Origin of the sequence: Streptomyces sp. NPDC091377, assembly GCF_044757045.1 — a bacterium.
Classification (GTDB): Bacteria; Actinomycetota; Actinomycetes; order Streptomycetales; family Streptomycetaceae; genus Streptomyces.
The window spans coordinates 44,976-70,518 of record NZ_JBIVUE010000025.1 but is presented as its reverse complement, the minus strand read 5'-3'; the positions used below and the strand labels follow the sequence as shown (position 1 = coordinate 70,518).

Here is a 25,543-nt window from a genome sequence, read left to right as displayed (position 1 = left end):
CAGCCCGTACGCTCCGCTCCTCTCGTGAACGAACTGGAGAGACTCTCATCATGACTGTGTCTCACTCGCGCCACCGCCGTGCGCTGGCGATCCCGGTCGGGATGGCCCTGGCGACCACCGTCGCGTTCCTGCCGAACGTCACCGCCAGCGCGGCGGAGCCCGTCGCCGCCCCCGCCGCGGCGCCGGCCGCCGACGGCCCCCCGCTCAGCTATGTCGTGAACGTCAGCTCCGGGAAGGGCGCTTCGGCGCAGGTGAAGAAGGCGATCGCCAAGGCCGGCGGCACGATCGTCCAGGCGTACGACCAGATCGGGGTGATCGTCGTGCACTCGGCGAACACCGGGTTCGCCGAGACCATCAGGAAGGCGCCGGGCGTGCGGTCCGCGGGCGCCACCCGTACCGCGCCGCTGCCCGCCCAGTCGACCACCGACGTGGGCACGCCCAAGGTGCTGACGGCGGAGGACGTCGCGGACGTCGAGGCCAAGGCCGGGCAGGACCCGCTCCAGCCGCTCCAGTGGGACCTGCCCGCCATCAAGGCGGACCGGGCGCACGAGAAGTCGCTGGGCAGCAGCAAGGTCACGGTCGCCGTGATCGACACGGGGGTGGACGACACCCACCCCGACATCGCCCCGAACTTCGACCGGCAGGCGTCCGTCAACTGTGTGACGGGCAAGCCGGACACCAGCGACGGTGCCTGGCGGCCGAGCGCCGCCGAGAGCCCGCACGGCACGCATGTGGCCGGCGAGATCGCCGCCGCCAAGAACGGCGTCGGCATGACCGGGGTGGCGCCCGGGGTGAAGGTCTCGGGCATCAAGGTGTCCACGACCGCCGGGTTCTTCTACACGGAGGCCGTGGTCTGCGGCTTCGTGTGGGCGGCCGAGCACGGCGTCGATGTGACGAACAACAGCTATTACACCGACCCGTGGTACTTCAACTGCAAGAACGACCCGGACCAGAAGGCCCTCGTGGAGGCCATCACCCGGGCGTCGAAGTACGCGGAGAAGAAGGGCGCGGTCAATGTCGCCGCGGCCGGCAACGAGAACTACGACCTCGCCGCCGACGAGATCACCGACCCCAGCTCGCCCAACGACTCCACGCCCGGCGACCGGGTGGTGGACCCGTCGGAGTGCTACGACATACCGACCCAGCTGCCCGGTATCGTGACGGTCGCCTCGACCGGCGCCAAGGGCATCAAGTCGTCCTTCTCCAACCACGGCCGCGGGGTCGTCGACATCGCCGCGCCCGGCGGCGACTCGACCCGCTACCAGACCCCCGCCCCGCCCGCCACCAGCGGGCTGATCCTGGGCACGCTGCCCGGCGGCCGGTGGGGCTACATGGCGGGTACGTCGATGGCGTCGCCGCATGTCGCGGGTGTCGCCGCGCTCATCAAGTCGACCCACCCGTGGGCGCCGCCCGCCGTGGTCAAGGCCCTGCTCTACGCGCAGGCCGACGCCGTCCCCTGCACGGACCCGTACGACATCGACGGTGACGGCAAGGTCGACGCGGTGTGCGAGGGCCCGAAGAACTACAACGGCTTCTACGGCTGGGGCATGACGGACGCGCTGGACGCGGTGACGAGGTAGCACCGCGGCACGACCGGGGCCGGACGGTGGTTCACCGTCCGGCCTCCGTCATGCGCCGGGGACGCGCCTCGTACCGTAGGGGGGTCCGGCGCGCCCGGGGGGCCTGAGTACGATGCCCGGCGGAATCGTACGTATGACTGAAATGCCGAAGTCCGGGACACGGTCCTGCCGATCGTCCCCCCAGCCCGGTCCGGTCCGGTCCGTTCTTGCCCGGTCCGGGCCCGGACGGCTGGTGAAGCTCTTGAGGTGACCTTGATACGACCCACCGCCGAGCCCGCCGGGGCAGGTGGCCCCGCCGAGCCGCGCCCCGGCACGGGCGGAGCCGTCGCCGTGCTTGTCCTGGTGACGCTGGGCGCGCTGATACCGCTGCTCGGTCCGCCCGCCGCGCTGTCCGGCACCGGGGAGGACCCCCCGCCCGGCACCGCCGGCATCGCGCTGCTGCGCACGGTGCTGTTCGCGGCGCTGTGCGTGCCGGTCGGCGAACTGTTCGTCCAGCGGCTCGCCGGGCGGCTGCCGGGCGCCCCCGCCGCACGGCCGCGCAGTTGGGCGCCGTACGCGGCGGGAGCGGGTTTCCTCGCCGCGCTGGGCCTTGCGTCGATGGTGGCCACCGGCAACCTGGTGCCGGGCAGCCCCGCCGAGATCGATGTCGGCGGCCTCTACGAGTCCCGGGACGGGAAGCTCGCCCTGCTGGAGGTCAACGCGTTCGCCCTGGCGGGGCTGCTCGCGCTGTCGGGCGGCGGGCGCGCGCTGTGGTGGCCGATGGCCGCGGTCGCCGTCGCCGAGGCGCTGCGCGCGCACCCCACGGTCGAGCACAGCCCCATGGTCGGATCGGCGCTGACGCTGGTTCATGTCGCGTGCTCGGCGCTGTGGGTCGGCGGTCTGGTGTACGCGCTGCGCACCCTGCGGCTGTGGAGCCGCCGCGGCCATCCCGGGCCGGGCGCCGCGCTGCTGGGGCTCTACGCGCGCGTGGCGGTCGCTCTGCTCGCCGCGATCACGGCGACCGGGCTCTGGAGCACCCTGCGGCGGATGCCGCCGGAGACGGTGCTGGAACAGCTCACGGAGACCGCGTACGGGCGGGTGCTGCTCGCCAAGGTGCTGCTTGTCGGGGCGGTCGCGGCGCTCGCGCTGTCGGCCCGTCACCGGCTGCGGCGCGCGGCCGATCCACTGAGCGCGTACGTGCCCGCGCGGGCGGAGGTCGTGGCGCTCGGGGTGGTCGTCGCGGTGTCGGGACTGCTGACGGCGCTGCCGGTGCCGATCCGGTGGTGACGGGCGCTCACGCGCGGGCCGGTCGGACGTCCGGCGCGGGCCGAGGCGCGGTCGGGCGGTCGAGCACGCCGCGCACGATCAGGAACTGCGCGGCGAGGTAGGTGAGCATCACCCACAGGTCCGGGCGGGGCGCCTGCGGCCACTCGGCGATGCCGGTCGCGATGAGGGTGTCCGACAGCAGGAAGAGCCCGCCGCCGATCCCGGCGATGAGACCGACGCGGGTGGCGGCGACGTACGCCATCGCCGTCAGCAGGGCGCTGTAGCCGGCGACCGGGATCCGGAGATCGGCGGGCAGGTCGGGCCAGAGCAGGGCGACGGTGCCGACGAGGGCGATCGCGTAGGCCGGGGCCAGTCGCGCGGCGCGCGGGTGCGCGGGGCCGCCGCGGCGGAACAGGGCGAGGTAGCAGAGGTGGCCGACGGCGAAGGACAGCATGCCCGCGAGGAACGCGGCCTCGGCGTCGAACAGCAGGAAGACGTCCCCGCCCCAGCCGAACAGCACGGCCACGACCAGCAGCCGGGGCGCGCCGAGCAGGGCGGCCCAGGCGGCGAGCAGCGGCATGAGGAACGGCTTGGCGACCAGGTGCCCGAGGTCGGATCCGGCCGCCAGTGAGCCCAGGTCGACGGCGACCGCGAGGGCGAACAGCGCGGGGACGATCCGCCGGGCGGCGGACCGGTCGGTGCCGACAGTCCCGTCAGTGCCTGCGGTCCGGTCAGTGCGTGCGGTCCGGTCGGTGCCGTCGGTCCGGTCGGTGCCGTCGGTCCGGTCGGTGCCGTGCGCTGTCATGCCCGCACGCTCCCTTCGGCGCCCGCGGGCGTCCGCTCGGCCGTCGCCTGCGCGGCCGTCGGCCCGGTGGGGCCGGCCGTCGGCCTCGGGGGTTGCCAGCCGGGCCCCCTGAAGATCCGGCCGGCCCGCTCGCGCCAGCCGTGGGCCGCCCTCAGGTCCCGGGCGAGGGCGACGTACTCGTGCGTGGCCACCTTGACCGGGTTGTAGGTGTCGATGTTCTTGGTCAGTCCGTAGACGGGCCGTTCGGTCTCGGCGACGAACGAGCCGAAGAGCCGGTCCCAGACGATGAGGATGCCGCCGAAGTTGCGGTCGAGGTAGCCGCCCTGGGAGGCGTGGTGGACGCGGTGGTGGGACGGCGTGTTGAACACGGACTCGAACCACCGGGGCATCCTGTCGATCCGCTCGGTGTGGATCCAGAACTGGTAGACGAGGTTCGCCGAGGTGCAGAACGCCAGCGCGGCCGGGTGGACACCGAGGAGGATCAGCGGGACGTAGAACGGCCATACGGTCAGGGAGGTCCACGGCTGGCGCAGGGCGGTGGTGAGGTTGAACTTCCGGCTCGAATGGTGGACCACGTGGCAGGCCCACAGCACCCGGACGACGTGGTGGCCGCGGTGGGACCAGTAGTAGAAGAAGTCCTGGGCGAGCAGCATCAGCGGGATCGTCCACCACAGCACGGGTACCCGCAGCGGCGTCAGTTCGTACAGCGCGGTGTAGAGCCCGACGATCGGGATCTTCCACAGCAGGTCGAAGCCGAGGCTGCCGAGACCCATGGTGACGCTCGTGGCGGCGTCCTTCGCCTCGTAGCCCGCCGCGTCCTCGTCGGGATGGATCCGGACGCTGATCATCTCGACCACGGTGAGCAGCACGAAGGCGGGGATCGACCACAGCACGACATCGGGCAGGTTCGGCATGCTGGCACCGTAAAGCGGCAGGTCGTCGACGGCTAGGGGTTGTTACCGACAAGTATTACCGGCGGTAGGGGGTGGTTTGTTGGTGGGCCCCGCCAATGGACCGGCCCCGGCATCGGTGCGGGCTCACACCCCGGCCGCCCCCAGCAGCGTGCCCGCCGCATAGGTGACGGCCATCGCCAGCACCCCTCCCGCAACATTTCGCAGCACCGCCCGGCCGGGCCGGGCCGCGCCCAGGCGGGCGCTGCTCCAGCCGGTGAGGACCAGCGCGGCCAGCACACAGGCCACGGTGACCGGCAGCCGCAGCCCGGCCGGCGGCAGCACGATCGCCAGCAGCGGCAGCAGCGCCCCGGCGGTGAAGGAGAGGAAGCTCGCCCAGGCGGCGTGCCACGGGTCGGTGAGCCGGTCGGGGTCGATGCCCAGTTCCACGCTCGCGTGCGCCCTGAGCGCGTCGCGCCGGGTGAGCTGGACGGCGGCCTCGCGGGCCACCTCCCGGGAGAGCCCACGGGAACGGAGCATCTCGGTCAGCTCGTCCAGTTCGGCCTCGGGCTGCTCGCGCAGTTCGCGCCGCTCCAGGGCGATCGCGGCCCGCTCGGAGTCGCGCTGGGTCGACACCGACACATACTCCCCCGCCGCCATGGACATCGACCCGGCGAGCAGTCCGGCCAGGCCGGCGGTGAGCAGGGCCGCGCGTACGTCGGTGGCGCCGGCCACACCGACGACGATGCCGGCGGTCGACACGATCCCGTCGTTGGCGCCGAGCACCGCCGCCCGCAGCCAGTTGAGCCGCGCGCCGAGCGCACCGCCGTGGGCCTCGTCGTGGGTTGGTTGCGTCACACCCGCGAGGATGGCACCCGGGGCGGGTCCGTCGGCGTACCGACTCGTGATCGCGGCGGGCGGGCGCGGGCGGGCGGCCGGACGGCCCGCCGTGAGCTGCGGCGCGGCCCGCCGTCCGAACTGCCGTGCGTGCCGCTGCTCTTGACCGGGTGCCACGCGCGCGTGGGCGGGCTTCGGCCGCCTGTGCGGTGCGGACACGGGGCGAGGCGACACACTGTCAGTCCCGGCCCGTATCCTCATGGACCATGCTCGAAGACCGCAGGACCGCAGGGTCCCCGCCCGTGCCGTGGCCGGCCGCATATCCGCAGGGATACGCGGTCGTTGACGTGGAGACCACCGGACTGGCCCGTGACGACCGGATCATCTCGGCGGCGGTCTACCGGCTGGACGCGCGCGGGGAGGTCGAGGACCACTGGTACACGCTGGTCAACCCGGAGCGGGATCCGGGGCCGGTGTGGATCCACGGTCTGACGACCGAGCAGTTGGGGAGCGCCCCGCTGTTCCAGGACATCGCCGAGGAGTTCGCGCAGCGGCTGGACGGGCGGGTGCTCGTCGCGCACAACGCGGTCTTCGACTGGCAGATGATCTCCCGGGAGTACGCGCGCGCGGAGCGCGAGGCGCCGGTCCGTCAGCGGCTGTGCACGATCGCGCTGTCCAAGGCACTGGCGCTGCCGCTGCCCAACCACAAGCTGGAGACGCTCGCGGCGCACTTCGGTGTCGTGCAGCGCCGGGCCCACCACGCGCTGGACGACGCGCGGGTGCTCGCGGAGGCGTTCCGGCCGAGTCTGCGCCACGCGGCCGAGGGCGGCGTCCGGCTGCCGTTGCAGGAGTGCCGGCCGCTCACCGAGTGGTCGGACCGTCCGGCGCCGGTGATCGGCCGGCAGGCGGGCGCCCCGGGCGCTCCCGGGGGCGGCGGGTACGGCGGGGGCGGGTACGGGAGCTACCGGCCGGGCACCTGGCGGCCGTCCCGCAAACGGCCCGCGTGCCCGTACCCGAACCCGGGGCGGTACGAGGACGGCGGGCGCCTCAAGCAGGGCATGCGGATCGCCTTCTCGGGGGACACCTCGGTGGAGCGGGAGCTGCTGGAGGACCGGGCGGTCGAGGCGGGGCTGCATGTGGCGACGAGCCTGTCCCGGCTGACCAGCCTGCTCGTGACCAACGACCCGGACTCGGGCACCTCGAAGGTGGTCAAGGCGCGGCAGTTCGGTACGCCGGTGGTGGACGAGGCGGCCTTCGGACAGCTCCTGCTGGACGTGGAACCTGCCTCGGAGGGGTGACCGCGGGCCCGGGGCGCCGGTGGGGAGGGGGGACCGTACGGAAGAGTGAATGTGGGCGACTCGCCCGACGGCCGCTCGCCCGCGCCGCGAGGACCGCTCACGCTGTGCCCCATGGCGACATGCGAGGTGTGCGGCAACAACTACGGAATGACCTTCGAGGTGCACGCGCAGGGCGCGGTGCATGTCTTCGACTGCTTCTCCTGTGCGATCCACCGCATGGCACCGATCTGCGAACACTGCCGGGTGCAGATCATCGGCCAGGGCGTCGAGGTCGAGGGCCACTGGTACTGCGGCGCCCACTGCGCCCGCGCGGAGGGACGGGCGGGCATCGTCGACCGGGTGTGAGCCGTCCGGCCCGAGCACCCCGGACACAGGGCCCCACAGCCCGGGAGGTACCGTCGTGGCGTGTACCGCTTCCTCTTGTCGCGGCAGTGGGTGCTGTTGACCCTGCTCGCCGTCGCGCTCGTCCCGACGATGATCGAGCTGGGCTTCTGGCAGCTCCACCGGCATGAGCGCAGGGTCGAGCTGAACACCGTGATCGCCGACTCGCTGGCCGCCGAACCGGTGGCCGCCGAGTCCCTCACCTCGCCCGGTGCCGAGGTCGACAAGGAGTACCTGTACCGCCGGGTGACGGCGACGGGGCGCTTCGACGCCGAGGACGAGGTCGTCGTACGCCGCCGTACCAACCAGGACGAGAAGGTCGGCTTCCATGTGCTGACACCGTTCGTGCTGCGCGACGGCAAGGTGCTGCTGGTCAACCGGGGCTGGATCCCGGCGGACGGTCCGAGCCAGACGGAGTTCCCGAAGGTCCCGGCGCCCCCGGCGGGCGAGATCACGGTCACCGGGCGGCTGATGCCCGACCAGACGACCGCCGAGAGCGGCATCAAGAACGTGGCCGGGCTGCCCGACCGTCAGATCATGCTGATCAGCAGCGAGCAGGAGGCCGAGCGGCTCGGCAGGCCGGTGCTCGGCGGCTACATCGAGATGACCGCGCCCGAATCCGGGGGCGACCTGCCCGAGGCGATCCCCGCACCCGACCACGACGGCATCGGCAACCACATGGCGTACGCCGTCCAGTGGTGGCTGTTCACCGCCGCCGTCCCGGTCGGCTGGGTCATCCTGGTCCGCCGCGAGGCCCGCGACCGGGCGGAGGCGTCCGGGTCGGAGTCCGATTCCGGGGCGGAGTCCGGGGCCGGGGCGGAGTCGGAGTCCGGGTCCGAGTCCGGGTCTGAGTCGGAGTCCGGTGGGACACGCGAGCAGGACCAGGCCCCGGCGGCGGTCCGGGCCGCGCCCTGACCCTGCTCCCCCCAGCCCTGCCCCCTCTCCTCTCCTCTCCTCTCCTCCTCCCCCGCTCCCCGCTCCCCCGTCACCCGCCCGGCCGTACCCCCCGATTGCCGTTCCGCCGTGCCGGGAACCCGGAAGCCGTGCACCCGACCAACGACGACGACGCGCGGAGGCCGGCCGCGCAGGGCACGGGCCGCGCCGCCCGCATCGAGGACTACGCCCTGATCGGCGACGAGCAGACCGCCGCGCTGGTCGGGACGGACGGCTCGGTCGACTGGCTGTGCCTGCCCCGCTTCGACTCGGCCGCCTGCTTCGCCAAGCTGCTCGGGGAGGAGGAGAACGGCCACTGGCGCATCGCCCCGAAGCACGCGACCGGCCGGTGCGCGCGGCGCGCCTACCGCCCCGGCACGCTCGTCCTCGACACCGAGTGGGAGAGCGACGAGGGCGCGATCCGGGTCACGGACCTGATGCCGCAGCGCGACCGGGCCCCCGACCTCGTCCGGGTGGTGGAGGGGCTGCGCGGCCGGGTCACCGTGCGCAGCACCCTGCGGATCCGGTTCGACTACGGGTCGATCGTGCCCTGGATGCGCAGATCCGGCGGCCACCGGGTGGCCACCGCGGGACCGGACTCGGTGTGGCTGCGCAGCGAGCCGCCGGTGCACACCTGGGGCGAGGACTTCGGCACCCACTCGGAGTTCACGGTCGGGCCGGGCGAGCGGGTCGCGTTCGTCCTGACCTGGCACCCCTCGCACGAGCCGCGCCCACCGCAGAACAACCCCTTCGAGGCGTTGCGCGCGAGCGTGGACGACTGGCGGGCGTGGAGCGCGCGGTGCACCTATCAGGGTGAGCACCGGGAAGCCGTCCTGCGGTCGCTGATCACGCTCAAGGCGCTCACGTACAAGCCGACCGGGGGTGTGGTGGCCGCCCCCACCACCTCGCTGCCGGAGGAGCTGGGCGGCGTACGCAACTGGGACTACCGCTACTGCTGGCTGCGCGACTCCACCCTCACGCTCGGCGCGCTGCTCGCCGTGGGCTACCAGGAGGAGGCCGAGGCGTGGCGCGACTGGCTGCTGCGGGCGGTGGCGGGCGACCCGGCCGACCTCCAGATCATGTACGGCCTCGCGGGTGAGCGGCGGCTGCCGGAGATGGAGGTGCCGTGGCTGTCGGGCTTCGCCGACTCGGTGCCGGTGCGGATCGGCAACGACGCGGTGCGACAGCTCCAGCTCGACGTGTACGGCGAGGTGATGGACTCGCTCGATCTGGCGCGGCGCTCGGGGCTGGCGGACCGGCCCGACATGTGGGCGTTGCAATGCGCGCTCATGGACTGGCTGAGCGACCGCTGGGAGCAGCCCGACGAGGGGCTCTGGGAGGTGCGGGGCGGGCGGCGGCACTTCGTGCACTCCAAGGTGATGGTGTGGGTGGCCGCCGACCGCGCGGTGCGCGACCTGGAGGCCCATCCGGAGCTGGGGGGCGACCTGGATGGCTGGCGGGCGATGCGTGAACGGGTCCACCGCGATGTGTGCGAACGCGGCTTCGACCCCGGGCGGAACACCTTCACGCAGTACTACGGCTCCCGCGAGCTGGACGCCTCGCTGCTGCTCATCCCGCGCGTGGGTTTTCTGCCGCCGGACGACCCGCGGGTGATCGGCACGGTCGACGCGATCCGCGCGGAGCTGGACCACGGTGGGCTGCTGCGCCGCTACACCGCCCGGGAGACGGCCGTGGACGGGCTGCCGGGCGGTGAGGGGGCGTTCCTGGTCTGCTCGTTCTGGCTGGCGGACGCCCTGCACATGACGGGCCGTACGCGCGAGGCGCGCGCCCTGTTCGAGCGGCTGGTGGCGCTCGCCAACGACGTGGGCCTGCTGTCCGAGGAGTACGACCCCGACTCCGGCCGGCATCTGGGCAACTTCCCCCAGGCGTTCAGCCACCTCGGCCTCGTCAGCACCGCTCTCGCGCTCTTCGGGGGCGGCGGGGCAGGATAGGGGCCATGGATCTTGGACTGAAGGACCGGGTGTACGTCCTCACCGGCGCCACGCGCGGACTGGGCAACGCGGTCGCCCGTGAGCTGGTCGCCGACGGCGCGAAGGTGGTGATCACGGGCCGCGACCAGGACCGCGCCGACGAGGCCGCGCGGGCACTGGGCCCGGACGCGGCAGGGGTCGCCGTCGGCAACGCCGACCCGGACGCGGCGGAGCGGCTGATCGCCACCGCCCGCGAGCGGTTCGGCCGCTTCGACGGCATCCTCGTCAGCGTCGGGGGCCCGCCGGCCGGGTTCGTCGCCGACAACACCGACGAGCAGTGGCAGTCGGCGTTCGAGTCGGTGTTCCTGGGCGCGGTGCGGCTGGCCCGCGCCGCCGCCGGTGAGCTGGGGGCCGGGGGTGTCATCGGGTTCGTGCTGTCGGGCTCGGTGTACGAGCCGATCCCGGGGCTGACCGTCTCCAACGGGCTGCGGCCGGGGCTGGCCGGTTTCGCCAAGGGGCTGGCCGACGAGCTGGGGCCGCGCGGTGTGCGGGTGGTCGGGCTGCTGCCGGGCCGGATCGACACGGACCGGCTGCGCGAGCTGGACGGGCTGTCGGCGGATCCGCGGGCGACCCGGGTCGCCAACGAGTCACGGATCCCGCTGCGCCGGTACGGCTCCCCGGAGGAGTTCGGCCGTACGGGCGCGTTCCTGCTGTCCCCCGCGGCGTCCTACCTCACCGGAATCATGCTCTCCGTGGACGGCGGTTCGCGCCGCGGGTTCTGAGGCGGGGCTCCGCCGGGGGCGGCTGCCGGGCCGGGGCGGGGGGACGGTCGCGGGGTCAGTTCACGCGTTCCGCGTGGTGTTTGACGCCCTTGAGACGCACCTCGGCCGGGAGGGACGCCAGGCCCGTGGAGTCGCGGGCGTGGGTCAGGGCCTGGGCGGTGAGGCGGGTCAGGGTGGTTCCCGGGTCCACGTGGGGTTCGAGGAGGAGCCGGACGCGGGCCCGGGGCGTGGAGCGGCGGCCCTTGAGGTGGACCTGGGCCGCTTCCACACCGTCGAGGGCCGCGGCCTCGGTCGCGAGGACGTGCTCCAGCGCGCGTCCCCGCAGCAGCGCGCCCTCGCCGTCGCCGGTGTCGACCAGCACCTCGGAGAGGCGGCGGCGCCGCAGGATCGCGGTCAGCCACCACAGGGCCAGCAGCACCAGCACGGCCAGTGCCGCGATGATCGTCGGCCACCACCAGCCGGAGTCCCGCCAGCGGGTGCGGTCGGCCTCGCTGAGCAGGACGTCGCGGGGGCCGTCGTAGATCCACCAGGACGGCGGCCGCACTCCGAGGCCGACGGCGAGCGCGGCGCCGCCGAACACCAGCAGCACCAGCCCGATGACGCCGATCAGTACACGGTTGACGGTCCTGAGCACCGTCCTCACCCCTTCCGGCCGGGCCGGCGCACCCGCACCGACAGCGAGGGCGGCCGGGACAGGCCCAGACCCCCGATCGCGTCGCCGAGCGCCGTGTCGAGATCGCTCCGTACGTCGTCCAGCGGCCGGAAGTGCGACACCGCGCGGACGTCGGCCCGCTTGCGGCCCATCCGCACCCGTGCCGACTGCACGCCGGACACCTCCATCGCGCGGTCGCGCAGCACCAGCGCGGCGGCGTCGCGGCGCAGTCCGGCCCGGACGTCCGGGTGGGGGCGCCGCATCGGCAGCACGGCCCGCAGTCCCGGCGTCAGGGCCAGCACGAGCAGCCAGAGGCCGAGCGCGGCGGCGACGGCCGCGCCGGTGAGCACCCAGGTGTCGTCCAGGGGCCGCTCGGCGAGTTGCCGGGCGAGGTCGCGCCGCCACGCCATGGCCGGGCGTCCGGCCCGCACGGCGGCGACGTCGTAGAGCACGAGGCCCGCGGCGCCCAGGCCCACCAGGGCGACAAGGGCCGCGGGCACGCGCCGCGCGGACCAGAACCTGTGCCGGCCGCCCGCGTCGCCGTCGAGGACGGGCGGCGGGTCGTAGGCGGCGGCCGAGGCGGACTGGTCGAGTCCGTTCCCCGCGGGGTCGGCGGTGTCCTTCTCCAGGACCGGCAGCCGTCGTGTGGTGCCCTCGGGGTCGGGGCCGTGGGACTCGCTCATCGGGTCCTCCCCTGTGCGCCGTACGCCGTAGGGAGGTGCAGCCGCTCCACCTCCACGGCGACCTCCGGGACCTCCATGCCCACCAACCCGCCTACCCGCTCGGCGACATGGTGACGCACCGCGCGGCAGCGGGCCCCGATGTCGGTGGGGTAGTCGAGTTCGAGGTGGAGGCGGATGTGGGCGGCCTCGGCCGGAGCGTCGTCCGCGCCGCGCGCGTGCGGCCGGACGACGACCGTGGCGTGCGGGCTCCCCGCGGCCTCGGGCAGCCGGCCGACGGCCTCGCGCGCGGCCTGCGCGGCGATCTTCGCGACGACCCGGTCCGCGATCCGGGTGGCCCCGCGCTCGGCGGGCGGCACGACGGGGACGGCGTCCGGGTCGTCGTGGGGCGTGAGGGTGCCGGGCCCGCTCCCGCCCGTGGCCTCGGCGTGCTCGGCGCCGTCGTTCACCGGCGTCACCGCCGGCGGTCGTCACGCGCGCGGAAGAAGTCGCCGAGTTCCAGATCGCCCTCCAGGAACCGGCCGACCACGAACCCCACGGCGCCCAGCGCGGCCACCAGCAGAAAGGCCCCGAAGCCGCCGAAGTACCCGGCGAATCCCAGTGCCATTCCCGCGATCAGTCCGACCACGGCCATGTTCATGCTGCGCTCCCCTCAGCGGTGCGTTCGTCGCCTCGCCGGTGTGTCACTGGATCCGGGGTTCCGGCTCGTCGTCCTCTTCGTCGGGCAGCTTCACATCGCTCACCGCGATGTTGACCTCCACGACCTCCAGGCCGGTCATGCGCTCGACCGCGGCCACCACGTTCTCGCGCACCGCCCTGGCGACATCGGAGATCGACACGCCGTAGTCGACCACGATCTCCAGGTCCAGCGCGGTCTGCACCTCGCCGACCTCGGCCTTGACGCCGCGGGTCACCGACTTGGTGCCGCCGGGCACCCGGTCGCGAACCGCGCCGAACGTCCGGCTGAGCCCGCTGCCCATCGCGTGCACGCCGACGACGTCACGCGCGGCGAGGCCGGCGATCTTCTCCACGACCCCGTCGGCGATGGTCGTCCGCCCTCGGGTCGCGGGGGCGCCACCGCCGCGCTTGGTGGTCCTGCGGGTGCCCGCGGGGTTCTCGGCGTCGCTCTCGGCGCCCTGCGCCCGGTTCCGGTCCGTCGTGTCCGTCATGGCCGTACATCCCTTTCGATCGTTCTCAGCGTCGATCGTCGCCCCTTCGACCACCGTAAGCGCGGTTGCTCGGTCCCGCGCCGGGAATGCGGCAGGCTGGGGCAATGACGGCTGACCAATGGACGCGGGCGGTACGACGGCAACTGGGGCTCGGCAGACTGCTGCCGCTGGGCGGCGCGCGGGACGGGGCGTGGATCACCGAGCACGCGGCGGCGGCACTGGTGCGGCGCGCGGCGGACGAGGTGCCCGGCGTACGGATCGGCCCGCTCAGGATCGGCCCCGCCCCCACCACGCCCCACGACGCGGACACTTCCGGCAGGTCGGACGGGGAACCGGCGGTCCCGCCCCCGCCGAGCGCCCTGCCGCCGGGCCCGCTGCTGCTGACGGCCGACTTCACGGCGAGGGCCACCGCCGGGCCGCTCCCCGCGACCGCCGCACGGCTGCGCGAGGCCCTGGCCCGTATCGCGACCGGGCGGCTCGGGCTGACCGTCACGGACGTGGACCTGCGGGTGACGGCCCTGGAGGAGGACTCCCCCGAGCCGGCGCGGTCCCCCGGGTCCGTACGGCCATCGGAGCGACCGCCCGGCGGCGGGGTGCCGCCGTCCGGGTCACGGGGGGCGGGGACGGCCGGCGCCGATCCGGAGGAACCCGGCTCCGAGGAGGACCGGGTCGCCGCCGCCGCCCTCGCGGTCCCGGGTGTCACCCGGCTGACCGGCGCGCTGGGCGGGGTGGGCCGCGCGGTGCACATCGAGCGGCGTGAGGACGACGGCGCCGGGGCGGTGCCCCGGCGTCATGTGCGGGTGGAGGTCGCGGTGGACGCGGACCGCCGGACCGTGGAGGTGGCCCGGGAGGTCCGGGCGGCCGTGGGCACGGCGCTGTCCGACCGTCCGTCGGTGGCGGTGCTGGTGACGGCCGTGGACTGACCGCGCGGCTACTCGCCGAGTCCGGCGAGAGCGCGCAGGCGGCGGGCCTGTGCCTGGCGCTCGGCGACGCGCTGCTCCTCGTACGTCCGCCCGTGCGCCCCCTGGAGGAGCGCCTTGGTCTCGATGACGGCGTCACGGGGGGCGGCCAGCAGGGCGGCCGTGAGGTCGTGCACGGCGGCGTCGAGCTGGTCGGCGGGGACGGTGAGGTTGGCGAGGCCGATGCGCTCGGCCTCGGGTGCCTGGACGAACCGTCCGGTCACACAGATCTCCAGCGCGCGGGCGTAGCCGACGAGGCCCACCAGCGGATGGGTGCCGGTGAGGTCGGGGACGAGGCCGAGGCTGGTCTCGCGCATGGCGAACCGCACATCGTCGGCGACAACCCGCAGGTCGCAGGCGAGGGCCAGTTGGAAGCCCGCGCCGATGGCGTGTCCCTGGACGGCGGCGACGGACACGAGGTCACTGCGCCGCCACCAGGTGAACGCGGACTGGTACGCGGCGATGGCGTCGTCCAGTTCGGCGTCGGTGCCGCGCGCGAGATCGAGGAACGACGGCTCGCCGTCGAAGCCCTCGGGCGTGAATCCCTGCCGGTCGAGCCCGGCCGAGAACGACATGCCCTCGGCGCGCAGCACGACCACCCGGACGGAGCCCGGCAGCGCCCGCCCGGCCTCGGTCAGCGCCCGCCACAGAGCGGGGCTCTGCGCGTTGCGCTTGGCCGGGTTGCTGAGCGTCACCGTGGCGATGGCGTCGTCCACGGTGAGCCGTACGCCGTCCCGGTCGAGCACCGGGTCGGCGGTGTCAGGTACAGCCGCCGCAGCCGTCGCGTCGGTCGCGCCGATCGCGACGCCCGCTTCGGGTACGTCGGATACTTCGGGTCCGGTGTCGGTGGTGGGGTCGGGCGAAGCCATACGGCGCCTCCGATGGGTGCGGTCAGCGTGCGTGCCCTGGCGAGGCACGCGTAAGTGACTGCACAGTAACCACCCGGCCGATCGGCCGACCGACCGGGTGGTCACCACCGAAGCCGATGGGGCCGCCCGGGGTGGGGCCTAGACGGCCTTCTTGCCCCGCGTCGCACCGCCACGCCCACGGAGCGTGACGCCCGACTCGCTGAGCATCCGGTGCACAAAGCCATACGAGCGGCCGGTCTCCTCGGCCAACGCCCGGATGCTCGCACCTGCGTCGTACTTCTTCTTCAGGTCTGCCGCGAGCTTGTCGCGCGCGGCGCCGGTCACCCGGCTGCCCTTCTTCAGAGTCTCGGCCACCCGTGCCTCCTCATGGGAAGTGCGCTCTGGTCTCCTCATGATCACCCCTCCACGGCTTCATGGCCACCCATTCGGCAAGGTCCGTGCGACAGGGTTGTGACGACAGGAGTGCATCCCCACAAGCGGAACGCGGAATTCCAGGGACGGGTGTCGACCCCGCCGACCTGGTTCTTCGGCGAAGTTCCAGGTCAGCAGTGGGGCACGGGGCAACCCCCGGTGGCCGGGGACCGCCCCGTCAGATGCATGTACGACACACCTCGGTACGAGGAGATCTCACACAGATGGTGGATCACCGATGGGCCGAATGATCCATACCCAGTGGATCATCCATTCGATCAAGCCAGGGCGACGAGATCCGCGTAGTCGGCGCCCCACAGGTCCTCGACCCCGTCGGGCAGCAGGATGATCCGCTCCGGCTGGAGCGCCTCGACGGCGCCCTCGTCGTGGGTGACCAGGACGACCGCGCCCTTGTAGGTGCGCAGCGCGCCGAGGATCTCCTCGCGGCTGGCCGGGTCGAGGTTGTTGGTGGGCTCGTCCAGGAGCAGCACGTTCGCCGCGGAGACGACCAGGGTGGCGAGGGCCAGCCGGGTCTTCTCGCCGCCGGACAGCACCCGCGCGGGCTTGTCGACGTCGTCGCCGGAGAACAGGAACGAACCGAGCACCTTGCGGACCTCGACCAGGTCCAGGTCGGGCGCGGCCGAGCGCATGTTCTCCAGGACCGTGCGGTCGGCGTCGAGGGTCTCGTGCTCCTGCGCGTAGTAGCCGAGCTGGAGGCCGTGGCCGGGGACGACCGCGCCGGTGTCGGGCTGCTCCACGCCCGCGAGCAGCCGCAGCAGGGTGGTCTTGCCGGCGCCGTTGAGCCCGAGGATGACCACCCGCGAGCCCTTGTCGATGGCCAGGTCGACGTCGGTGAAGATCTCCAGCGAGCCGTACGACTTCGACAGGCCCTCGGCCATCAGCGGGGTCTTGCCGCAGGGCGAGGGGTCGGGGAAGCGGAGCTTGGCCACCTTGTCGGACTGGCGGACGTCCTCCAGACCGGCGAGCAGCTTCTCGGCCCGGCGGGCCATGTTCTGCGCGGCGACCGTCTTGGTGGCCTTGGCGCGCATCTTGTCGGCCTGCGCGTTGAGCGCGGCGGCCTTCTTCTCGGCGTTCTGCCGCTCACGCCTGCGGCGCTTCTCGTCGGCCTCGCGCTGCTGCTGGTAGAGCTTCCAGCCCATGTTGTAGACGTCGATCGCGGAGCGGTTGGCGTCCAGGTAGAAGACCTTGTTCACGACCGTCTCGACCAGGTCGACGTCGTGGGAGATGACGATGAAGCCGCCCCGGTAGGTCTTCAGGTAGTCCCGCAGCCAGATGATCGAGTCGGCGTCGAGGTGGTTGGTCGGCTCGTCGAGGAGCAGCGTGTCGGCGTCCGAGAACAGGATCCGGGCCAGTTCGATACGGCGCCGCTGACCGCCGGAGAGGGTGTGCAGCGGCTGGCCGAGCACCCGGTCGGGCAGGTTCAGCGCGGCGGCGATGGTGGCGGCCTCGGCCTCGGCGGCGTACCCGCCCTTGGTGAGGAACTCGGTCTCCTGGCGCTCGTACTGCCGCAGCGCCTTCTCGCGCGTGGCGCCCTGTCCGACGGCGATGCGCTGCTCGTTCTCGCGCATCTTGCGGATCAGTACGTCCAGACCGCGGGCGGACAGGACCCGGTCGCGGGCGAGCATGTCGAGGTCGCCGGTGCGCGGGTCCTGCGGGAGGTAGCCGACCTCGCCGGAGCGGGTGACGGTGCCTCCGGCGGGGACGCCCTCGCCGGCCAGGACCTTGGTGAGCGTGGTCTTCCCTGCGCCGTTGCGGCCGACCAGGCCGATGCGGTCGCCCTTGGCGACCCGGAAGGTGGCGCTCTCGATGAGGACGCGGGCACCGGCGCGCAGCTCGATACCGGAAGCGGAGATCACGGACAGACTCCAGGGCGGGTGGGTGGCGGGACGGACGGAATTCGAGGACGCACCCGTCGTCTAGTGCACGAGGAGAATGGCCATGGAGCCAGTCTAACGGGGCTCTGCAACCAGTTTTTCCGACTTGGCGGGTTCGGACGTCCGGCCCGGGACATCGTTGCCGAGCGGGGTGCGGTCCGGCGCGATCCGGCCGAGGTCGTCCACCGCGATGAGCTGCGCGGTCCAGGCGCCCGCGGGGCAGGGCTGGGCGACCAGGAGCGCCGCCTCGTGACGTACCGCACGTCCGGGTTCGAACGCGCAGCCCTCGCCCGCGGGCAGCGCCCAGCGCAGATCCCCGTCCTTGATCCGGTAGGCGGCGATCCGGTCCGGGGTGATCACGGCGAGCATCCCGCGCGGGAGCGGGCGCAGCACGCCGGTGCCGCCGTACGCGGGGAGCCAACCGGTGGCGGCGGGCAGGGCGCGGTGCCAGCGCACGGTGCGGCCGTCGGCGGCGGTGATCATCCCGTCGTCCCACAGGGTGATCGCCTCCCCGCGCGCGGGGAGCACCTCCAGCGGGCGCCGTCCCTCGCGCGCGTGCCGCCAGCGCACGGCGCCCGTGGCCGGGTCGTACGCCTCGACGCCGGTGCCGCGGATCGCCGCCGCGCCCTCGGCCGTGCGGGCGTCCGCGCGCGTGAGCACGGTGAGCCGGTCGCCGTAGGGCAGGGGACGCGCGTGATGGGCGGCGGCGAGGACGGCGCCGGCGAGAAGCAGGGCGAGCGCGAGGGGGAGGAGGCGGTGGGCGGGGCGAAGGGGCCGCGGAGGGGCGGGGGCCGCGGAGGGGCGGGGGGTCCGGGAGGGGCGGGGGGTGCGGGGGGTGCGGGGGCCTGTTCCGGTGGGGCCGGGCTGGCGTACGGCCACTGGCGCGCCCTCCTCGGGAATGCGGCCCGGGGACGGGTCCCCGGGGGGTGCTTCGCCCCGTGCGGTCGGCCGGGGTCCGGATCAGGCGCAGAGCGTAGCCACGGGAGTGGGTGGGGCCGTACGACACGACGGGCGGGGGGTGGGGTGTCGCTCGTTCGGCCGCCTCGGCCGGCTCGGGCGCCTCGGGCGCCTCGGGCGGGGGCCGGGGGGGCACCGGCTCGGGCGGGGCCGGGGGGCACCTGTTCCGGACGTCGTGGTCGTCTCGGCCGTTCGGCCGGGGGCCGTGGTGCTCGGCAGGGCCGTTGTCAGTGGGGGGTGCCAGACTGAGAAGCAGGTCGGATCCGGCACGACGGTTCTTTTCCGGTGGAATCGACTTGAAGCGGAATCGACTTGAAGCGGTACGGCTTCACACGCCTGGCTCACGAAGGAGTGGTCGGCATGGCAGGCACGAGTGGTGGGCGGCCCAGCATCTACCCGACGCTGCTGTACACGGACGCGAAGGCCGCGATCCAGCAGCTCACCGACGCGTTGGGCTTCCTCGAACTGGCGCTGTACGAGGGTGAGGACGGCGCCGTGCTGCACGCCGAACTGGCCCAGGGCAACGGCGCGGTGATGATCGGCTCGAAGGGCCGGGGCGGGGTGTTCGACACGGCGATGAAGGACGCGGGCACGGCCGGCGTCTATGTCGTGGTGGACGACGTGGACGCGCACCACCGGTGGGCCGCGGAGCACGGCGTGGAGATCCTGATGCCCCCGACGGACCAGGACTACGGCTCCCGGGACTACATGGCCCGGGACATCGAGGGCAATCTGTGGAGCTTCGGCACCTACGCGCCGGTGATATCCGACTGAGCCCGCCGACCCTGGCTCAGCGGCCCCCGGTGTGCACCTGGAAGGCCGCGCGGCGGACGGCCTTGGCCAGCGCCGGGTCGGGGTGCGCGGCGGCGAGCGCCACCAGGACCTGCACGGTGCGGGGGTGGCCGACGGCGCGGACCTCGTCCAGCAGCGCGGGCACCGTCGGCTGCACGGCGGACTCCAGATGCCGTACCAGCAGCGGGGCCTCGCCGTGGTCGGCGACGGCGGCGGCCGTGTCGACCCACAGCCAGGTGGCCTCCTCACGGGTGAGCACCTCGTGGGCGTCCTCGGCGTCGGCCCCGTCGTGCTCGGCGAGCCAGAGCAGGGCGTAGGGCCGCAGGGTCGGCTCGTCCAGGACGGCGCGGACGTCGGGTTCGGCGGGGGCGCCGACCACCCGCAGCGCCTCGAAGGCGAGGCTGCGCAGCAGGGCGTCCTCACCACGGGCGGCGGCGAGGAGTTCGGTGACGGCGCTGCCGACGGGGCGGGCCGCGAGCCAGGCCCGGTACTCGGCGCGGGCGGCGTTGGGGCGCAGCTGGGAGCAGCCGCGGAGCATGTCCTCGGCGGCGGCCTCGATGTTCCCGGCCGGGCTCTGCGCGGCGACGCAGATCTGCTCCAGCTTGACCCACACGGCCCAGCTCCCGAGCGGGGTGAGGGTGGCCTGGGCGGCGTCGTAGGTGAGGGCGCCGACGGCGGCGAGGGCGTGCAGGGCCCAGTCGAGGAGCGGGGCGAGCGTGGTGTCGTCGCAGGGCGGGACGGGCTCGGTCCGGGGGCCGTAGGGGATCTCGCAGCGCTCGGTGCGCAGTTCGCGCACGCGCTGCTGGAGGAGGTCGAGGAGCTGGGCGACGGGGACGGGTCCCGCGGAGAGCTGGAGGAAGGAGAGCACCTGGGGCATGGCCGAGACGACCTCGGCGACCGCGGCGGGCTGCTGGCCCTCGGGTTCCGGATGGGCGAGCGACCAGGCGTCGAAGAGGGCGACCCAGCCGCGCAGCACGGCGCTGTCGTCGCGGTGCCAGGCGCGCAGCCGCCAGCCGGGGCGCGCGACGCCGCCGTGCACCTCGACGAGGCCGGAGAGGCGCGCGGTGTCCCAGTCGGCGCGGACCTGAGCGGGGGTCAGGCCCAGCTCGGCGGCGGCCAGTTCGGCGGTGAGGGAGGACATGGTGGCCCTGCCGGCACCGGCGGTGCCGCGCTCGTCCTGCTGGGGCGCGGTCTCCGCCCAGCGGGCCACGCGGGCGGCGGCGGCGAGCCGGGTGCGCGCCATTCCGGCCAGCTCCGAGGGGGCGGGGGTGCCCTCCGGCGGGCGGGGTGCGGGGCGGCGCGAACGCCGCTGGTTCATCGCTCGGGGGGCGGCGGCCAGGGGTCGCGGGCGGACAAGTCGAAGCCTGGAGTCGCGCGGGATACGGGACGTCACGGGAGCAGTCTTCCGGTTGACGGTCGGAAATCCCAAACGGAATGCCATGAACGGCCTTGGGGCGGGCCGGGCGGCGCGCTTCGGGGCGGGGGTGAGCGGGCGGGATCCGGCCAGGGGGAGAGGGGTAAGCGGAACGGATCCGGCCGGTGCGGGAGGGGGCGGGCGCGAGGTGGGGCGCGAGGGGGCGTCCCGGCTCACATCAGGGGCGTGAGGAAGCGGCGCAGGGCCTCTTCGTAGGTGTGGGGGTCGGCGTTCCACATGGCGGCGTGGGGTGCGTTCGGTACCTCGTGGAGGGTGATGAGGCCGGGGTGGCGGGCGGTGAGGCGGCGCGAGAGGGCCCAGGGCGCCACCTCGTCGCCGGGGCCGTGGACGATCAGGGCCGGGGCGGCGAGCCCCTCGGGGACGGCGGGTTCGGTGAGGTCCGGGCCGGGGTGGAGTCCGGTGCGGCCCTCGGCGGCGCGGACCGCGAGCGGCAGGAGCGCGCCCGGGGTGCGGCGGGCGGTGGCGAGGGCTCTGAGGGTGGTCTGCCAGTTGAGCACCGGGGAGTCCAGGACCAGACCGGAGACACGGTCCCGCAGGGCCGAGAGGGTGGCGGTGCGCAGGGCCATGGTGGCGCCGGTGGACCAGCCGAGCAGGACGACCTGCCGGGCGCCGTTGCGCACGGCGTGGTGGAGGGCCGCGTCGAGGTCGTGCCACTCGGTCTGGCCGAGGTGGTTCAGGCCGTCCGGCGGGCGGGGCGCGTCGGGGTCGCCGCGGTACGCGAGGGCGAGCACGGGGAGGCGCTGGGCGTGCAGGAAGCCGATGAGGTTCAGGGTGTGTTCCCGGGTGGCGCCCAGGCCGTGCGCGGCGATCACCCAGGTGTCGCGGGCGCCGGGCACGAACCAGGCGGGCAGGGCGCCGAGTTCGCCGGGGACGAAGACATCGGTGTGGTCGAGGCCGAGGGCCGTGCCGGGGTCGCCGGTGTGGAGTTGCGGGGTCATGCGGACGTGGTCGCCGGGGGCGAGGGTGCCGTGGGTGACGCGTTCCAGCCGTCGTACGACGGTGTCGGCGGTGGGGGCGGCGGCGGGCAGGACGGGGCCGACAACCGCGTGGACGCCGTCGCCGGTGAGGCCGTGGACGCCGGGGCGCAGGGAGGCCAGCTGCCGGGTGAGGGTGATCTGGCCGGCGGCCGTGCCGTGCACGGTGAGCCGGGGCTCGGTCGGCAGCGGGCGGCCCGGCGGCGCCTTGAGGGCGGCGTCGCCGGCGAGGCGTCCGGCGGCCACGGTGGCGGCGCCGGCCGCCAGTGCCACGGTGACGGCTGCGGCGGTCGCTCTGACGGTACGCACGGCTCCAGTGTCCTGGGCGGGCCCGTTCCCGGCCAGTGGAGTGCGGGTCACCGGGGGTCCGGCTGGGGGCCTGGCTGGGGGCCTGGCTGGCCGTAGCCCCGGAGTTTCTCGGTCGCCGCGGTGAGCTGGGAGGGGGTGAGGAGGGTCGGGGTCAGCCCCGGGACCGATGACGCGGTCAGCCAGAGGCGGCACATCCACTCCAGTTGGGCGGAGCGGTCGTACGCCTGGGCGAGGGTGGCGCCGTGGGTGAGGGTGCCGTGGTTCTGGAGGAGGCAGGCGCTGCGGTCGGTGAGGGCGTGGAGCACGTGGTCGGCCAGTTCCGGGGTGCCGTAGGTGGCGTAGGGGGCGACGCGGACGGGGCCGCCGAGGGCCCCGGTCATGTAGTGCACGGCGGGGAGTTCCCGGACGAGGGTGGAGACCGCCGTGGCGTGGACGGCGTGGGTGTGGACGACGGCCCGGGCGTCGGTGGCCCGGTAGACGGCCAGATGCATGGGGAGTTCGCTGGTCGGGGTGAGGCCGCCGACGGTCTGCCGGCCGGTCAGGTCCACGCCGGTGATGTCGTCGGGGCCGAGGCGGTCGTAGGGCACGCCCGACGGGGTGACCAGGACGGTGTCACCGACCCGGACGGAGACATTGCCCGAGGTGCCGACCACCAGGCCCTCGGTCACGGTCCGGCGCGCGGTGGCGACCAGTTCCTCCCAGGCCAGCGCCTCCCGCGCCTCCCGCGCCGGGCGCGCCGCACGCGGACCTCGCGGGGTCCTGTCTTCCCCGTCCGCCCCGTCCGCCCGGTCCACCTCGTTCGCCCCTTTCGCCCCCTTCCCCCCGTCCGTCCCTTCCGTTCCCTGAGGGTCCTTCCGCTCATCAGCCATGTCGTGATCCTGCCATCCGCGGGCGCGGGGGAACACGGGGCCGATAGCCCGTCTCGCCGTCACGGAAAGTGACCACTGTGGCGCGTGAGGGGATTGGGCCGGGAACCAACCGGTTATGGGTGATCTTCGTTCCGGGCCGGGGGCGACGCCCTCGCGCCCCGCCTGCCACCACCCCGTCCGGAGGACCGATGATCCACTCCCCTGGCCCCGCCACCGTCCCGGCCCGCCGCCGTCCTTCGAGGCTCGCCCTGTCCGTGATGGCCCTCACGCTCGGTGCGGTCGGGTTGCTGGAGGCACCGGCCCGGGCGGCCGGTGGCGGCGCCGGTGCGAGGGGGCCGCAGGGGCACGATGTCTCGTCGTACCAGAAGGACGTGGACTGGCGGGCCTCACGGGCGAAGGGGGCCCGGTTCGTCTATGTGAAGGCGACCGAGGCCACGGGCTACCGCAACCCCCACTTCGGCCGGCAGTACCGCGGCGCGCGCGAGGCCGGACTGATCCGGGGCGCCTACCACTTCGCCCGGCCGGACCGGTCCCCGGGCAGGGAGCAGGCGGCGCACTTCGTGCGCAACGGCGGCGGCTGGCGGGCGGACGGCCGGACGCTGCCGCCCGCGCTCGACATCGAGCACAACCCGTACGACAGGAAGCGCCCGTGCTACGGGCTGAGCCCGGCCCGGACGACCGGCTGGATCCGGTCGTTCAGCGACGAGGTCGCGCGGCTCACCGGCCGCCGCCCGGTGATCTACACCACCGCCCACTGGTGGAACACCTGCACCGGCGGCAGCACCGCCTTCGCCGCGGATCATCCGCTGTGGGTGGCCCGGTACGGCTCCGCGAGCGCGGGGACGCTGCCGGCGGGGTGGTCGTACTGGACGATCTGGCAGTACGCGGACCGCGGTCGGCTGCCGGGTGACCAGAATCTCTTCAACGGGTCGATGGACCGCCTGAAGGCGTTCGCTGCGGGCCCCCGACGCTGAGCGGAATGCCGGCCCCCTGTCACATACATCCCGAAGCCCCCTTCAGTTCACCCTTCGTTCACCTGGGTTACCTACGTTCATCCGGCCGATGACCTCGAACGAATGCCTGGGTAAATGGAAAGCTTCTCGCTGATCCTCGCGATCGTGGTGATCACCGCTCTCGCGTTCGATTTCACGAACGGTTTCCACGACACCGCCAACGCGATGGCCACCACCATCTCGACCGGTGCCATGAGACCCAAGGTCGCGGTGGCCATGTCCGCCGTGCTCAACCTTGTGGGTGCCTTCCTCTCCGTGGAGGTCGCCAACACGATCTCCAAGGGACTCGTCGACGAGTCCGGCATCCGGCCCGAAGTCATCTTCGCCGCCCTGGTCGGAGCGATTCTGTGGAATCTGCTGACCTGGCTCGTGGGCCTGCCGTCCTCCTCCTCGCACGCCCTGATGGGCGGTCTGATCGGTGCGACCATCGCCTCCGCCGGCATGGGTGCCGTGCACGGTGACGCGCTGATCACCAAGGTGCTGATCCCCGCGATCGCCGCCCCGCTGGTGGCCGGGATCGCCGCGATGCTGGCCGCCCGCCTCACGTACAAACTCGGGAAGAAGTCCGACGGCAGCACGTCGTCCGCCAAGGGCTACCGGGCCGGCCAGATCGCCTCCGCGGGCCTGGTCTCGCTGGCGCACGGCACCAACGACGCCCAGAAGACGATGGGCATCATCACCCTCGCCCTGGTCGCCGGCGGCGCCCTCGCCCCCGACTCCGACCCGCCCATGTGGGTCATCGTCTCCGCGGGTGTGGCCATCGCCCTGGGCACCTACCTCGGCGGCTGGCGCATCATCCGCACCATGGGCAAGGGCCTGACCGACCTCCAGCCGCAGCAGGGCTTCGCCGCCCAGACCAGCGCCGCGACGGTCATCCTGGCCTCCTCGCACCTCGGCTTCTCGCTCTCCACCACCCACTCCGTCTCCGGCGCCGTCATGGGCGCGGGCCTCGGCCGCAAGGGCGGTGTGGTCCGCTGGTCCACGGCCACCCGGATGTTCGTCGCCTGGGGGCTGACCCTGCCCGCCGCCGCGCTGGTCGGCGCGATCGCCGAGTGGATCTGCGGCTTCGGCTCCTGGGGAACCGCCGCCGTCGCCGTCTTCCTGGTCGGCTCCAGCGCCTGGATCTGGAAGCTGTCCCGCCGCGAGGTCGTCGACCACACCAACGTCAACGACACCGACGAGACCGGCACCAGGACCGTCGAGCGCACGGCCGACGAGTCCGCCGAGGGTCCCGGCGTGGTGACCGCGGCCGTCGCCGCCGTCAGCCCGCCGCCCACCGAGGCGGCCGAGGCCGCCGCCGCGGCCGTCCCGGCCCAGGGCACCGGCCCGGGCGACCCCGCGACCCCCGCCGACCCGACGGCCCCCAAGGCCACGGTCTGAGCGGGCCCGGACCCCCGGACCCCCGGCTCTCCGGCTCCCCGGACCCCCGGACCCCTTGATCCCCCCGACACCCTGATCCCCTGATCCCCTGATCCCCAAGGACACAGCAGCATGGACATCGACTGGGCGGCACTCAGCTCCGTCTTCGGCGTCAGTCTCGTGGTCACCGTGGCCCTCGTGGCCCTGTTCACCCTCGGCATCTCCGGCCTCGCGCGCCACGAGCGCGCGGTGGAGCAGGGCGGCGGCGCGGCCCTCGCGGTCACCGGCGCGTACGCCTGCTTCGCGGCCTGCGTGGCGGCGGTGGCGTACGGGATCTATCTGATCGTCGCTTAGACAACCCCCTGGGCAACGGCCCGGGACCCACCGGGATGCGGGGCGGGTGCGGAACGCTGGTTCCGTATCCGCCCTCTCGGCGTGTGCGACGGACGCGTCCCCGCTGGGCGCAGGGCTCGATGTGGGGCTCAGCACACTCTCCCGTCGCAGGTCAGCGGCAGGTT

27 protein-coding genes are annotated in these 25,543 nt (G+C 73.9%); 12 read left to right on the top strand and 15 right to left on the bottom strand.

The features are described 5' to 3' along the window. The first annotated feature begins 50 nt into the window (after positions 1 to 50). Positions 51 to 1,580, top strand: coding sequence for a S8 family peptidase (locus tag ACIQNG_RS35035; RefSeq protein WP_401490763.1), 1,530 nt, complete (start codon positions 51 to 53; stop codon positions 1,578 to 1,580). Between the two features lie 246 nt (positions 1,581 to 1,826). Then, positions 1,827 to 2,846, top strand: coding sequence for a CopD family protein (locus tag ACIQNG_RS35030; protein WP_401490761.1), 1,020 nt, complete (start codon positions 1,827 to 1,829; stop codon positions 2,844 to 2,846). 7 nt (positions 2,847 to 2,853) lie between these two features. Here ACIQNG_RS35030 and ACIQNG_RS35025 read toward each other — a convergent pair whose 3' ends face one another. From ACIQNG_RS35025 to ACIQNG_RS35015, 3 genes are all read right to left on the bottom strand, one after another. After that, a complete protein-coding gene (locus ACIQNG_RS35025) occupies positions 2,854 to 3,630 on the bottom strand; it encodes a lysoplasmalogenase (RefSeq protein WP_401490760.1) in 777 nt (258 codons plus the stop codon). After that, positions 3,627 to 4,544: a sterol desaturase family protein gene (locus ACIQNG_RS35020; protein ID WP_401490757.1), complete on the bottom strand. Its 918-nt coding sequence runs from the start codon at positions 4,542 to 4,544 to the stop codon at positions 3,627 to 3,629. The genes ACIQNG_RS35025 and ACIQNG_RS35020 overlap by 4 nt, the downstream gene beginning before the upstream one ends. Positions 4,545 to 4,667: 123 nt before the next feature. Then, the gene (locus ACIQNG_RS35015) at positions 4,668 to 5,378 is read right to left on the bottom strand and encodes a VIT family protein (RefSeq protein ID WP_401490755.1); all 711 of its coding nucleotides are present in this window, start codon (positions 5,376 to 5,378) and stop codon (positions 4,668 to 4,670) included. Positions 5,379 to 5,623: 245 nt separating this feature from the next. Here ACIQNG_RS35015 and ACIQNG_RS35010 point away from each other — a divergent pair, with 245 nt between their 5' ends. From ACIQNG_RS35010 to ACIQNG_RS34990, 5 genes are all read left to right on the top strand, one after another. Continuing rightward, positions 5,624 to 6,655, top strand: coding sequence for a DEDDh family exonuclease (locus ACIQNG_RS35010; protein WP_401490753.1), 1,032 nt, complete (start codon positions 5,624 to 5,626; stop codon positions 6,653 to 6,655). A 111-nt stretch (positions 6,656 to 6,766) separates the two neighbouring features. Further along, positions 6,767 to 7,000 carry a hypothetical protein gene (locus ACIQNG_RS35005; protein WP_376732898.1) on the top strand — a complete coding sequence of 78 codons (234 nt, stop codon included), beginning with the start codon at positions 6,767 to 6,769 and terminating at the stop codon, positions 6,998 to 7,000. A 60-nt stretch (positions 7,001 to 7,060) separates the two neighbouring features. Then, on the top strand, positions 7,061 to 7,951 hold the full coding sequence (locus ACIQNG_RS35000; protein ID WP_401490752.1) for an SURF1 family protein: 891 nt from the start codon (positions 7,061 to 7,063) through the stop codon (positions 7,949 to 7,951). 128 nt (positions 7,952 to 8,079) lie between these two features. Further along, positions 8,080 to 9,921, top strand: coding sequence for a glycoside hydrolase family 15 protein (locus ACIQNG_RS34995; RefSeq protein WP_401490750.1), 1,842 nt, complete (start codon positions 8,080 to 8,082; stop codon positions 9,919 to 9,921). A 5-nt stretch (positions 9,922 to 9,926) separates the two neighbouring features. Beyond that, positions 9,927 to 10,682 carry an SDR family oxidoreductase gene (locus ACIQNG_RS34990; RefSeq protein WP_401427666.1) on the top strand — a complete coding sequence of 252 codons (756 nt, stop codon included), beginning with the start codon at positions 9,927 to 9,929 and terminating at the stop codon, positions 10,680 to 10,682. Positions 10,683 to 10,737: 55 nt separating this feature from the next. Here ACIQNG_RS34990 and amaP read toward each other — a convergent pair whose 3' ends face one another. Genes amaP through ACIQNG_RS34965 form a run of 5 tightly spaced genes read right to left on the bottom strand, consistent with a single transcriptional unit; the run spans position 10,738 to position 13,183 of the window. Beyond that, entirely contained in the window at positions 10,738 to 11,316 is a 579-nt protein-coding gene (gene amaP, locus ACIQNG_RS34985; RefSeq protein ID WP_401490748.1) for an alkaline shock response membrane anchor protein AmaP, read from the bottom strand. A gap of 5 nt (positions 11,317 to 11,321) precedes the next feature. Next, positions 11,322 to 12,017 (bottom strand): DUF6286 domain-containing protein, encoded by a 696-nt coding sequence (locus ACIQNG_RS34980; protein ID WP_401490746.1) that lies wholly within the window; start codon positions 12,015 to 12,017, stop codon positions 11,322 to 11,324. Then, the gene (locus tag ACIQNG_RS34975) at positions 12,014 to 12,472 is read right to left on the bottom strand and encodes an Asp23/Gls24 family envelope stress response protein (protein WP_401427658.1); all 459 of its coding nucleotides are present in this window, start codon (positions 12,470 to 12,472) and stop codon (positions 12,014 to 12,016) included. The genes ACIQNG_RS34980 and ACIQNG_RS34975 overlap by 4 nt, the downstream gene beginning before the upstream one ends. Further along, positions 12,469 to 12,654, bottom strand: coding sequence for a hypothetical protein (locus tag ACIQNG_RS34970; protein ID WP_401427656.1), 186 nt, complete (start codon positions 12,652 to 12,654; stop codon positions 12,469 to 12,471). Before ACIQNG_RS34970 ends, ACIQNG_RS34975 begins: the two co-directional genes overlap by 4 nt. Positions 12,655 to 12,697: 43 nt before the next feature. Continuing rightward, positions 12,698 to 13,183, bottom strand: a complete 486-nt coding sequence (locus ACIQNG_RS34965; RefSeq protein ID WP_401427654.1) for an Asp23/Gls24 family envelope stress response protein — start codon at positions 13,181 to 13,183, stop codon at positions 12,698 to 12,700. Between the two features lie 104 nt (positions 13,184 to 13,287). Here ACIQNG_RS34965 and ACIQNG_RS34960 point away from each other — a divergent pair, with 104 nt between their 5' ends. Continuing rightward, the gene (locus tag ACIQNG_RS34960; RefSeq protein ID WP_401490744.1) at positions 13,288 to 14,106 is read left to right on the top strand and encodes a nucleopolyhedrovirus P10 family protein; all 819 of its coding nucleotides are present in this window, start codon (positions 13,288 to 13,290) and stop codon (positions 14,104 to 14,106) included. Between the two features lie 8 nt (positions 14,107 to 14,114). Here the strand turns inward: ACIQNG_RS34960 and ACIQNG_RS34955 are convergent, their stop codons facing one another. The 4 genes from ACIQNG_RS34955 to ACIQNG_RS34940 form a co-directional block, all read right to left on the bottom strand. After that, positions 14,115 to 15,011 carry an enoyl-CoA hydratase/isomerase family protein gene (locus ACIQNG_RS34955; protein ID WP_401490742.1) on the bottom strand — a complete coding sequence of 299 codons (897 nt, stop codon included), beginning with the start codon at positions 15,009 to 15,011 and terminating at the stop codon, positions 14,115 to 14,117. Between the two features lie 138 nt (positions 15,012 to 15,149). Next, a complete protein-coding gene (locus ACIQNG_RS34950) occupies positions 15,150 to 15,365 on the bottom strand; it encodes a helix-turn-helix domain-containing protein (RefSeq protein ID WP_401427646.1) in 216 nt (71 codons plus the stop codon). 335 nt (positions 15,366 to 15,700) lie between these two features. Then, positions 15,701 to 17,299 (bottom strand): ABC-F family ATP-binding cassette domain-containing protein, encoded by a 1,599-nt coding sequence (locus ACIQNG_RS34945; protein ID WP_401427644.1) that lies wholly within the window; start codon positions 17,297 to 17,299, stop codon positions 15,701 to 15,703. A gap of 93 nt (positions 17,300 to 17,392) precedes the next feature. Continuing rightward, positions 17,393 to 18,196, bottom strand: coding sequence for a PQQ-binding-like beta-propeller repeat protein (locus ACIQNG_RS34940; protein ID WP_401490740.1), 804 nt, complete (start codon positions 18,194 to 18,196; stop codon positions 17,393 to 17,395). Between the two features lie 438 nt (positions 18,197 to 18,634). Here ACIQNG_RS34940 and ACIQNG_RS34935 point away from each other — a divergent pair, with 438 nt between their 5' ends. Then, positions 18,635 to 19,048 carry a VOC family protein gene (locus ACIQNG_RS34935; protein ID WP_401490738.1) on the top strand — a complete coding sequence of 138 codons (414 nt, stop codon included), beginning with the start codon at positions 18,635 to 18,637 and terminating at the stop codon, positions 19,046 to 19,048. A 16-nt stretch (positions 19,049 to 19,064) separates the two neighbouring features. Here the strand turns inward: ACIQNG_RS34935 and ACIQNG_RS34930 are convergent, their stop codons facing one another. From ACIQNG_RS34930 to ACIQNG_RS34920, 3 genes are all read right to left on the bottom strand, one after another. Next, the gene (locus ACIQNG_RS34930) at positions 19,065 to 20,459 is read right to left on the bottom strand and encodes a hypothetical protein (RefSeq protein WP_401490736.1); all 1,395 of its coding nucleotides are present in this window, start codon (positions 20,457 to 20,459) and stop codon (positions 19,065 to 19,067) included. 194 nt (positions 20,460 to 20,653) lie between these two features. Next, complete coding sequence (locus tag ACIQNG_RS34925) at positions 20,654 to 21,784, bottom strand: alpha/beta hydrolase (RefSeq protein WP_401427634.1); 1,131 nt, start codon at positions 21,782 to 21,784, stop codon at positions 20,654 to 20,656. Positions 21,785 to 21,831: 47 nt separating this feature from the next. After that, positions 21,832 to 22,653, bottom strand: coding sequence for a class II aldolase/adducin family protein (locus tag ACIQNG_RS34920; protein WP_401490734.1), 822 nt, complete (start codon positions 22,651 to 22,653; stop codon positions 21,832 to 21,834). Positions 22,654 to 22,841: 188 nt separating this feature from the next. Between ACIQNG_RS34920 and ACIQNG_RS34915 the strand changes: the two genes are divergently transcribed. From ACIQNG_RS34915 to ACIQNG_RS34905, 3 genes are all read left to right on the top strand, one after another. Then, a complete protein-coding gene (locus tag ACIQNG_RS34915) occupies positions 22,842 to 23,627 on the top strand; it encodes a lysozyme (RefSeq protein WP_401490732.1) in 786 nt (261 codons plus the stop codon). A gap of 114 nt (positions 23,628 to 23,741) precedes the next feature. Next, entirely contained in the window at positions 23,742 to 25,046 is a 1,305-nt protein-coding gene (locus ACIQNG_RS34910) for an anion permease (RefSeq protein WP_401427628.1), read from the top strand. A 111-nt stretch (positions 25,047 to 25,157) separates the two neighbouring features. Further along, on the top strand, positions 25,158 to 25,379 hold the full coding sequence (locus tag ACIQNG_RS34905) for a hypothetical protein (RefSeq protein WP_401427625.1): 222 nt from the start codon (positions 25,158 to 25,160) through the stop codon (positions 25,377 to 25,379). Positions 25,380 to 25,543 lie beyond the last annotated feature (164 nt).